The sequence below is a fragment of the Pseudomonas fluorescens genome (assembly GCF_002022275.1).
Taxonomy (GTDB): Bacteria; Pseudomonadota; Gammaproteobacteria; order Pseudomonadales; family Pseudomonadaceae; genus Aquipseudomonas; species Aquipseudomonas fluorescens_AJ.
Genome location: NZ_MSDF01000019.1, coordinates 1 through 8675, shown reverse-complemented (window position 1 = coordinate 8675; position 8675 = coordinate 1). Strand labels below are relative to the sequence as shown.

Here is an 8675-nt window from a genome sequence, read left to right as displayed (position 1 = left end):
AACCACGCTGGCCGAACGCAGGCTTGAATCCGTGGGTAACCCGGCAGGACGCCGGGTTAGCCGCGCTGGGCCAAGGATGGCCCATCGCGGCGGCCCACGGATTCAAGCCGGAGTGAGGGCACACCGAGCCTAGGCGAGGTGCCGAGTGGTGGGGCGAGGACCTTTTGGTTACTTTTGGGTCCTTCCAAAAGTGACCCGCTGTAAGAGCGGAACCATAAGCAGCCGTTACCGAAATAACGGATATGTACACACATCTACCGGACAAAACCCGCCTTCACCAGTGTGCAACCCACTCACTTCCAGCGATCCGCCGCCGCCTGGTCACTACCCCGCCCCTCAACCCAACGCGGCCCCTCGCTAGTGTGTTCCTTCTTCCAAAACGGCGCCCGCGTCTTCAGGTAGTCCATCACAAACGCACACGCATCAAACGCCGCCTGGCGATGAGCACTGGCAACCCCGACAAACACAATCGGCTCGCCCGGCTCCAGCGCGCCGATGCGGTGCAACACTTCGAGCTTGAGCAGCGGCCAGCGTTGCTCGGCTTCCACGACGATTTTGGCCAGGGCTTTTTCGGTCATGCCTGGGTAATGTTCCAGGAACATCCCCGACACATCGCGGCCGTCATTGAAGTCGCGCACATAGCCGACAAAACTCACCACCGCGCCCACGCCCACATTCGCCGCGTGCATGGCATTCACCTCTGCGCCAGGGTCAAACGCCTCGGCCTGTACCCGAACGGCCACCGTCAGCCCCCGGTCACGGGCGGGAAGAACGCCACTTCGTCACCGGCTTGCACCGGCTCATCGAGGCCACACAGCTCTTCGTTACGGGCACACATCAAACTGCTCTCGTTGAGCACTGCAAACTCCGGGTCACCGGCCAGCGCCAAGCGCACGGCATCGACGGTGGCGAACTCGCCTTCCATCTCCAGCGAGTCAAACCCCACCGCTTCGGCGTAACGCGCAAAAAACAGTACGTTGATGCTCATGCCTGGTCCGCCTTGAAATGCCCGCTTTTGCCGCCAAGCTTCTCCAGCAGGCGAATGTTTTCGATGGTCATGCCACGGTCCACGGCCTTGCACATGTCGTAGATCGTCAGCGCCGCCACGCTGGCGGCGGTCAGGGCTTCCATCTCCACGCCGGTCTGGCCGGAAAGTTTGCAGCGCGCGAGGATATGCACCGCGTCCACGCCATCGGCACTCAGCTCGACCTTGACGCCGGTGAGCATCAGCGGATGGCACAGAGGGATCAAATCACTGGTTTTTTTTGCGGCCTGGATCCCAGCGATGCGGGCCACGGCAAACACGTCGCCCTTGGGGTGGGCGCCGTCGACAATCATTTTCAGGGTCTCGGGCAGCATGCGCACACGCGCTTCAGCCACGGCCTCACGGAACGTCACGGCTTTGTCGGTGACGTCGACCATGTAGGCGCGACCTTGGGAATCGAGATGAGTCAGCACAGGGATACTCCTGATCAGGAGCGGCAATTGTAAACCCGTGAGTCAATTTTGCGCAGGGCTGTTTATGCCATCAAAAAAAGGGGCGCAAAGCGCCCCTTCCTAAACAGCAGCGGGCGTCAGAAGCGGAAGGTAAACCCGGCATTGATCCCGTTGTTGTTACCCCGGTTCGACAGCAAACCGCTGTAACTCAATGAGACCAGCGTGTCTTTGGTCAACGCCATTTCCGCACTGGCCTTGATCACCGCGCCATCACGGGCCACGGGCACGCTGTTCACGGCAAACGCATTGTCACTGCCGGCAAACTTCAGCGAGGCGTCACGGTCGGTATCGCCGAACTGATGTTCCCAGCCCAACTCGCCGCGCAAGGTCACCGCCGAGGTCGAGCTGATTGGCAGTTGGGTATGCGCGCGCAGGCCCAGCGTCGAAAGCGTGGCGTCCTGGCTTTGCTTGCTGGCATGCAATGCGGCGGCGCCGCCTTTTTCCTTGAAAGAGTCGCTTTGATAGTTCAAGTAAGTCAGGTTGGCGAAGGGCTCGAACAGGTTCCATTGGGTATAACCGATTTCGGCAAACACTTGATCGGTACGAGCGCTGTAGTCAGCCTTGTCGTAGTCCGACTGATTGGCGTAAGCCACGCGCCGCGAGCTGTCGATACGATGCCACGTGGTGGCGCCGCCCAATCGCAGGGCAATCGCGTCGAAGCGTTTACCACCGTAGATCGACAGGTGATAGTTGTCGCTGTCCGCCGAAGCCGACTCGCCATTGAGGTGGCTCTGGGTGTAACCGGTCGCCGCGCCGACACGCCAGCCGTCGCCGACTTCGGTGTCCAGCCCCAGCAGCACGCCGCTGGTGGACGAGGAGTAACCGCTGGCATTGTTGTCACCGCTGACGTTATTGCGACCGCCCAGCAGTTGCACCCAGCCACCGTTGTCATGGGTCTCGATCTGCGCACTGGAATCCAGCGCCTGGGCTTGCTGCAAGCGACCATTCACGGCTTCACGGATGTAACGGCTGTCGGCCATCTGCGCCGCCGCCACGTCCGAGTGCAACTGCCCTGAAAGCTGCTTGAACGCGGCCTGCGCCTGCGCGGCCGAGTCCGACGCCAACAGGCTTTCATACACAGGGCTGCCAGCGCCCAATACTTCGGCTGCCGCCGCCACTGCTCGCTCGTTGCGGGTTTGCGCGATGCTGGCGAAGGTCGTCTGGTTGCGCTCCACCGCCAAGGTCAACTGATTCGGCTGATAGTTGAGCTGAGTGCCGATGAACAGGTAGTTCGGCGAGATCGCCGCAAACTGCCCGTTGATGCCCTGGGTGGCAGTGAGGATGTTGAACGGCTGGCCCAACAGGCTGCGAGCCTCAGTGGCGGACAACAGGTTGGGGCTGTTTTCCAGGGACACGGTCACCACGCCGCCGTTGAGGGTGGCGACGCCGCTGCTCTGGATCTGATCGCTTCGCCCATTGGGGCCGACTTCGACGGCATACACAGAGCCCGGGTTGAACGTCACATCACCGGTGTGCAGCGTACCGATCGAATGCCCAGGCGCCACGCGGCCACCGCTGTTCACCGTCAGGGTGCCCACTGAGCCGTTGCCAGCCAGCGTGCCGCCCAATGTGGTCACCACGCCGTTATCGGCATTGCGCGTGCCTGCCGCACTGCCGTCCACCGTCACGGCGGAGGTCAACGTGCCATCTACCGACAGCTTGCCGCCGCGCACCCAGGTGCTGCCCGAATAGGTGTTCTGGCCTTCCAGCACCAGTTCGCCGTCACCCGATTTGGCCAGGCTGCCGACGTAAGTGTTGCCCGTGAGCAAATCCTGGCCACGTGTGAGCGTCGCCTGTTCCCGCGCATGGCCGATTTCGTATTCGAATTGATCATCCGCCGAAGCATTCGCCGGCAAACCATTGAGCCAGCCCTTTTGCTGTTTGGTCGCGGCCCAGGTCGCCTGTTCGGCGGCGTCTTCGACACGGCGGGCACGAATGGCCTCATCGGAAATCGGGTTGGCCCAGATATCGCGCGTACCGCCCGGCAATGCCACTGCCACCGAGCCGAGGAACTGCCCCGGCCCCTGCATGGCTTTTTGCAGGTTCGGCAAACCCCAGCCACTGACCACACCCGGCACTTGCGGCGTGCCCGGCGCGGCATCGTGTACCGGCTGCAGGTTGTCGTAAGTGCGGCCACCGGTCAGGTTGCCGACAGGGGTGTCCGGGCCATCCGGCGCTTGCAGGCTGGAAGTGGTCAGCAATACATCCCGCGCCTGGCTGGCGGTCATGTAGGGGAAGCGCTGAATCACCAGCGCCAAGGCGCCAGAGACGCTCGGTGCAGCAGCGGACGTACCGTTGGCATTGGGGATGATTTCACCTTCAGGCCCGGTAGACGGAATGCCCGAAACGCCCATCACGCACCACCATTTCGAGGTGCCGCAGCGGTTGTAGACCTGTGCGCTGGTCTCGTCGTAACCGGTGATCGAAAGGAATTTGCCTTCGATATCCGGCTTGAAAAACGGCAGGTTGGCGTTGGTGTCCGGGTTGGCACCGTGGCTGTCGTTGCCCGCCGAGATGATCTGGATGAAGGTGTTTTGCCGCGCGGCGTCGGCCATCGCGTCCATCCAGGTTTTTTGCCCGGCGTGGGCCTTGTCCCAGAACGGACGATAGGCGGCGGTCATGTCGCGCAGGTTATCGGCCGCGCTGTCGCCAACATTGCCGAAGTGGTTTTCCACGTCATTGCGCGAGTTCTGCCCCCAGCTCTGGTTGACGATCGACACATTCTTCGCCGCCAGCGCGTTGTAGCTGGCCATGAATGCGTTGTAGTCGAGGTCGTTGGAGCCCTGGAAGCGGTTGTCATCGGTGCCGCCGGTGTTGGCGACAAAAATATTCGCGTCAAACGCAATGCCGTGCATACCGGTGCCATTGCGGCTGGCGCCCAGCACACCGGACATTTCGGTGCCGTGGCCGTCGTTGATGGTCGGGTCGTATTCACCGGAAATGCTGAAGTGTTCGCCCTTCTGGAACTCGCCGTCCGGGGCGTCATGGATATACCGAGGATGGGTGGCGTAGTACTCGCCGGTGGACGTCACCGCCTGCACCCGGTCCTGGCCCTGAGCATTCTTGCCCTGGAATTCGAAGTGCTCGGTGAGGATGCCCGAGTCGAGCACGCCCACATTTACCTCCTTGCCGGTCATGCCCAAGGCATAGGCGTAATACGCATTGGTGCGGTCCAGGCCGGAGTTGACCTGGGCTTCCGGGGTTTTCCAGGTGTTCGCGTTGGCGCTCCAGTCACGGGTGGCACCCGCCCAGGATTGCCCCGCATTCAGTTGCCCGTTCAGGTTGCTGCTGACGCCCGGTTCCACATAGGTATAGGGCTTGGCTGCCGGCAAGTTGGCCAGAATCGCTTTGGAGAAATCGAGAATATTGGTGGTGTAGCGGCCATTGTTGCTGAACAGGCGGCTGCGGTAGTAATCCAGGCGCGAGGCGTAGTCCAGCGGGCGTTTGGTGTCGCCAAGCATGGCGCCAATGGTGAGGTTTTCCGGTTGCAGCTCGTAATTTTGCTTGAGGGCCGAATCGAATTTGCCGGACTGGGCGGCAAAATCCTTGGCGGCAAGATCAACGATATCCGCATAGGCAAACCGCAGGTTTTTATACACATCCGTGTTCGGGCCGAAGGAAGCAACGGCTTTCCTGAAGGCCGACTCCAGCACTTGAGAGGTGTAGGGGTTAGCCTCATCGGCCCAGGCCATGGTGCCTTGGCCCAGCCATAACGCCAGGCCGAGTGCGATGGGTGTGAGGGGGATCGATCTGGCGCCAGTAGCGCGCTTGGGTTTTTCAGACAAAGTGAAGCCATTACCTGCTGCGTCCATTCTTCCTTTCCCTTTGGATAAGTGCGTCGTCAATGAGCGATGTATCGGGCTTTTTGTATTAGGCAGGGTCACGCGGAAAACCCGAAGGGGTCTTCAAAATGTCGTCGAATCAAGGAGGTGGTGTTCCGACGGGGGTTCTTATTATTTTCGGCGATAAAAAATGTAACAAAATAAATACAAAGCCCACAAGCACCCACGGCGCATTAACGAAGGCAAATGTCGCCCACAACAAAAACCCCGGATTTCGTGAAAAATCCGGGGTGGTTCGTGGCATTTAGCCACTAACTACGACATGACGTGTTTACAGATGGGACTCGGCGTACTCGGCCAGAATCGAACGAGGAACCCCTTGCAGCGCGATATGCACGCCGTTCGGGAAGTCTTTGAAGCGTTCCGTCAGGTAGGTCAGCCCGGAGCTGGTCGCGGACAGGTAAGGGGTGTCGATCTGTGCCAGGTTGCCCAGGCACACCACTTTGGAACCGGCGCCGGCACGGGTGATGATGGTTTTCATCTGGTGCGGCGTGAGGTTCTGGCATTCATCGATCAAAATCAGGCTTTGCTGGAAGCTGCGACCCCGGATGTAGTTGAGGGATTTGAACTGCAACGGCACTTTGCTGAGGATGTAATCGACGCTGCCATGGGTGTTTTCGTCATCCATGTGCAAGGCTTCGAGGTTGTCGGTGATCGCCCCCAGCCACGGCTCCATTTTTTCCGCTTCGGTGCCGGGCAGGAAACCGATTTCCTGGTCCAGGCCCTGCACGCTGCGGGTGGCAATGATGCGGCGATAGCGCTTGGTCACCATGGTCTGCTCGATGGCGGCAGCCAGGGCGAGGATGGTTTTCCCCGAGCCTGCGGCGCCGGTCAGGTTGACCAGATGGATGTCCGGATCGAGCAGCGCATACAGCGCCAGGCTCTGGTAGATATCACGCGGTTTCAGGCCCCAGGCTTCCTGGTGCAACAGGGGTTCCTGATGCAGGTCGAGGATCAGCAGCTTGTCGACCTGGATTTCTTTGATCCAGCCCACAAACCCCTGTTCGTCGATGATGAATTCATTGATGTGCACCGCCGGCAGGTTGTCGATCAGCTGTACCTGATGCCAGGTGCGGCCGTGGTCCTGACGGGTTTCGACTTTGCTCACCAGGTCCCAGAACGAGCCCGTCACCGTGTGATAACCACGCGACAACATCGACACGTCGTCGACCAGTTGGTCGGTACTGTAGTCCTCGGCAGCGATCCCACACGCTCGTGCCTTGAGGCGCATATTGATGTCTTTGGTCACCAGCACCAGGCGCAGGTCCTTGTCGCGCGCATGCAGGTCGATCAATTGGTTGATGATTTTGTTGTCGTTCAGATTTTCCGGCAGCAAGCTGTTGGGCTCGCTGCGCTTGCTCATCAGAATCGACAGCAAGCCCTTGGGCCCGCTTTTGCCGCGCTGGATCGGCACGCCGACTTCAACATCCTCGGGCGAGGCTTCACCCAGGGTCTTGTCGATCAGGCGGATGGCCTGGCGGCATTCAGCGGCAACGCTGTGGTGCCCGCTTTTGAGTTTGTCGAGCTCCTCAAGCACGATCATCGGGATGGCGACGTGGTGTTCTTCGAAGTTAAGCAGTGCGTTTGGATCGTGGATCAGTACGTTGGTATCAAGCACATAAAGGATTGGCTGGTCGGAAGAAGGGTTACGTCCATGATCATCCATACTCGGTCACCTTTGTGGGAGCCAGTCGACGCAATACCTGGGCGGTGCTGCGCCTCGATTCGACCACCGAATGCACCTGAGGGACGTCAAGTGCATGCCCACATGAGGAGTCTTGGAAGACGCCACCTGTGTTGCAGGTTTCGGCGATCTGACTTCGTAATACCGCAAAACACATGACAGGAAAAAGCACTTTGACGCTTTTTTGAAGTTTATTTTTCAGGATGACGAATAGCACTAGCCGAGTGCCAGCCACCCCGTTAAAGTCGGAAGTCCGCCTGCATCGATTTGTCGCACAAAATCACCCCAAAAATGCCTCATCCCCAACAGGGCCGGGCACTTCATCTTTTTAACGAAACGCTTCCCGGCAGTCCTGCCAACCCAGCCCGCTTTGCGCCGTTGCCTGCATCAACAGCGGCAATGCTATGCGCGCCTTGTCCTGGGTGTCGTGAAACACAATCACCCCTTTGCGCCACAGCAACATCAGGGTCAGCACGCGTTGTTCTGACTCATCGGCCTTGAGTTTGCCGGGGTCGTCCTGGGAGTCGATGTCCCACAACGCCACCTGCAAGCCTTGCGACTGAAAGAAGCCCTGGCTGTCGGCACGGCGCTGGCCGTAGGGCGGGCGAAACAGCGGCACGTAGTTTTCCGGCATCAGGTTTTGCGCCAGCGATGCGCTGCGGGTGATCGAGCTTTGCCAGTCGACCCAATGGCTGTGGGAACGGTACTGCCAACCCTGAGTGCCCACGCACTGGCCCTGATACAACGCCTGCACATCGGCGGCGGAACTGCGCTCCACGCGCGTTTGCAAGCTGCTGCCGAGGGCGAAGAAGGTGGCGTTCATCTTTTGTTTGCGCAGGTAGTCGGTGAGCCAGTCGGTATTGCCGCTGACGGGCGCGGGGCCGCCGTCGAAGGTCAGCAGGAACATTCGGTCCTTGAATTCATCGCCATTGCGCTCGTGGTCGCCGAAGCGTGCGATTTCGCTGCTGATTTGCGGGAACAGCGCGGCTTTGCGCAGCAGCTCGTCCAGGTAGCGCTCGTGGAATGCATGGCTGGGGCCAGCCCAGCCTATATAGAAGGAGTTGTCGCTGACCTGGAACTTGCCGGCCTGTTCGCGCAGATCGTCCATGCTTTCGACCAGGTAGCAGAAGGAGGCGTCTTCTTCGCAGCTTTGCTGGGCGAAGGTGTAGTTTTCCAGCAGGCGTTGCCACAGTTGGCGGCGCAGGTCGTCGATGGCGGACAGGTTGATGATTTTCAGGCCCAGGCGTTGCTTGAGCGTGGGTTCGTCCAGGTTTTCGCTGGCTAGGAGGCTGTGGGCGAACATCAGGATTTCGGCGCGTGAGGCGACGTCGAACAACGCGGGGCTGCTGAGCTTTTCGGGCCAGGTGCCGCGGTCGAGGCTGGCTACATCGACAGGCGCGGCCTGGGCGGTCAGGCTGAGTAGGCAAGCTGATAATAGTAGGCGTGCAATTCGCACCTGGGGGTCTCCCGTTTCAGAGTCGTCGGGCACTATAGCTGATCGCCTGCGTGGGCTCTTGGGTTGGTGTGTATATCCGTTGTTTGGGTGATGGCTGACATGGGTTCCGCCCTTACGGCGGGTCACTTTTGGAAAAGAGCCCCAAAAGTAACCAAAAGGGCTCTTGCCCCACCACTCGGCACCTCGCCTAGGCTCG

The 8675-nt window shown here is 60.1% G+C and carries 6 protein-coding genes; all 6 read right to left on the bottom strand.

From position 1 onward, the window contains the following. Positions 1 to 293: 293 nt before the first annotated feature. Positions 294 to 743: a molybdopterin synthase catalytic subunit MoaE gene (gene moaE, locus BFW87_RS16630; RefSeq protein WP_078740846.1), complete on the bottom strand. Its 450-nt coding sequence runs from the start codon at positions 741 to 743 to the stop codon at positions 294 to 296. 2 nt (positions 744 to 745) lie between these two features. Continuing rightward, on the bottom strand, positions 746 to 988 hold the full coding sequence (gene moaD, locus BFW87_RS16625) for a molybdopterin converting factor subunit 1 (protein ID WP_078740845.1): 243 nt from the start codon (positions 986 to 988) through the stop codon (positions 746 to 748). Next, positions 985 to 1458, bottom strand: a complete 474-nt coding sequence (moaC, locus tag BFW87_RS16620) for a cyclic pyranopterin monophosphate synthase MoaC (protein ID WP_078740844.1) — start codon at positions 1456 to 1458, stop codon at positions 985 to 987. The genes moaD and moaC overlap by 4 nt, the downstream gene beginning before the upstream one ends. A gap of 116 nt (positions 1459 to 1574) precedes the next feature. Then, positions 1575 to 5309 (bottom strand): autotransporter domain-containing protein, encoded by a 3735-nt coding sequence (locus BFW87_RS16615; RefSeq protein ID WP_078740843.1) that lies wholly within the window; start codon positions 5307 to 5309, stop codon positions 1575 to 1577. Between the two features lie 301 nt (positions 5310 to 5610). Beyond that, positions 5611 to 7005 (bottom strand): PhoH family protein, encoded by a 1395-nt coding sequence (locus BFW87_RS16610; protein ID WP_012722339.1) that lies wholly within the window; start codon positions 7003 to 7005, stop codon positions 5611 to 5613. Between the two features lie 346 nt (positions 7006 to 7351). Next, positions 7352 to 8479 carry a polysaccharide deacetylase family protein gene (locus tag BFW87_RS16605; RefSeq protein ID WP_078740842.1) on the bottom strand — a complete coding sequence of 376 codons (1128 nt, stop codon included), beginning with the start codon at positions 8477 to 8479 and terminating at the stop codon, positions 7352 to 7354. Positions 8480 to 8675: the final 196 nt, after the last annotated feature.

What these genes read in the sequence shown, in the direction of transcription:
- moaD (WP_078740845.1), bottom strand. Translation starts at nt 988, where the DNA reads ATGAGCATCAACGTACTGTTTTTTGCGCGTTACGCCGAAGCGGTGGGG.
- BFW87_RS16615 (WP_078740843.1), bottom strand. Translation starts at nt 5,309, where the DNA reads ATGGACGCAGCAGGTAATGGCTTCACTTTGTCTGAAAAACCCAAGCGC.
- BFW87_RS16610 (WP_012722339.1), bottom strand. Translation starts at nt 7,005, where the DNA reads ATGGATGATCATGGACGTAACCCTTCTTCCGACCAGCCAATCCTTTAT.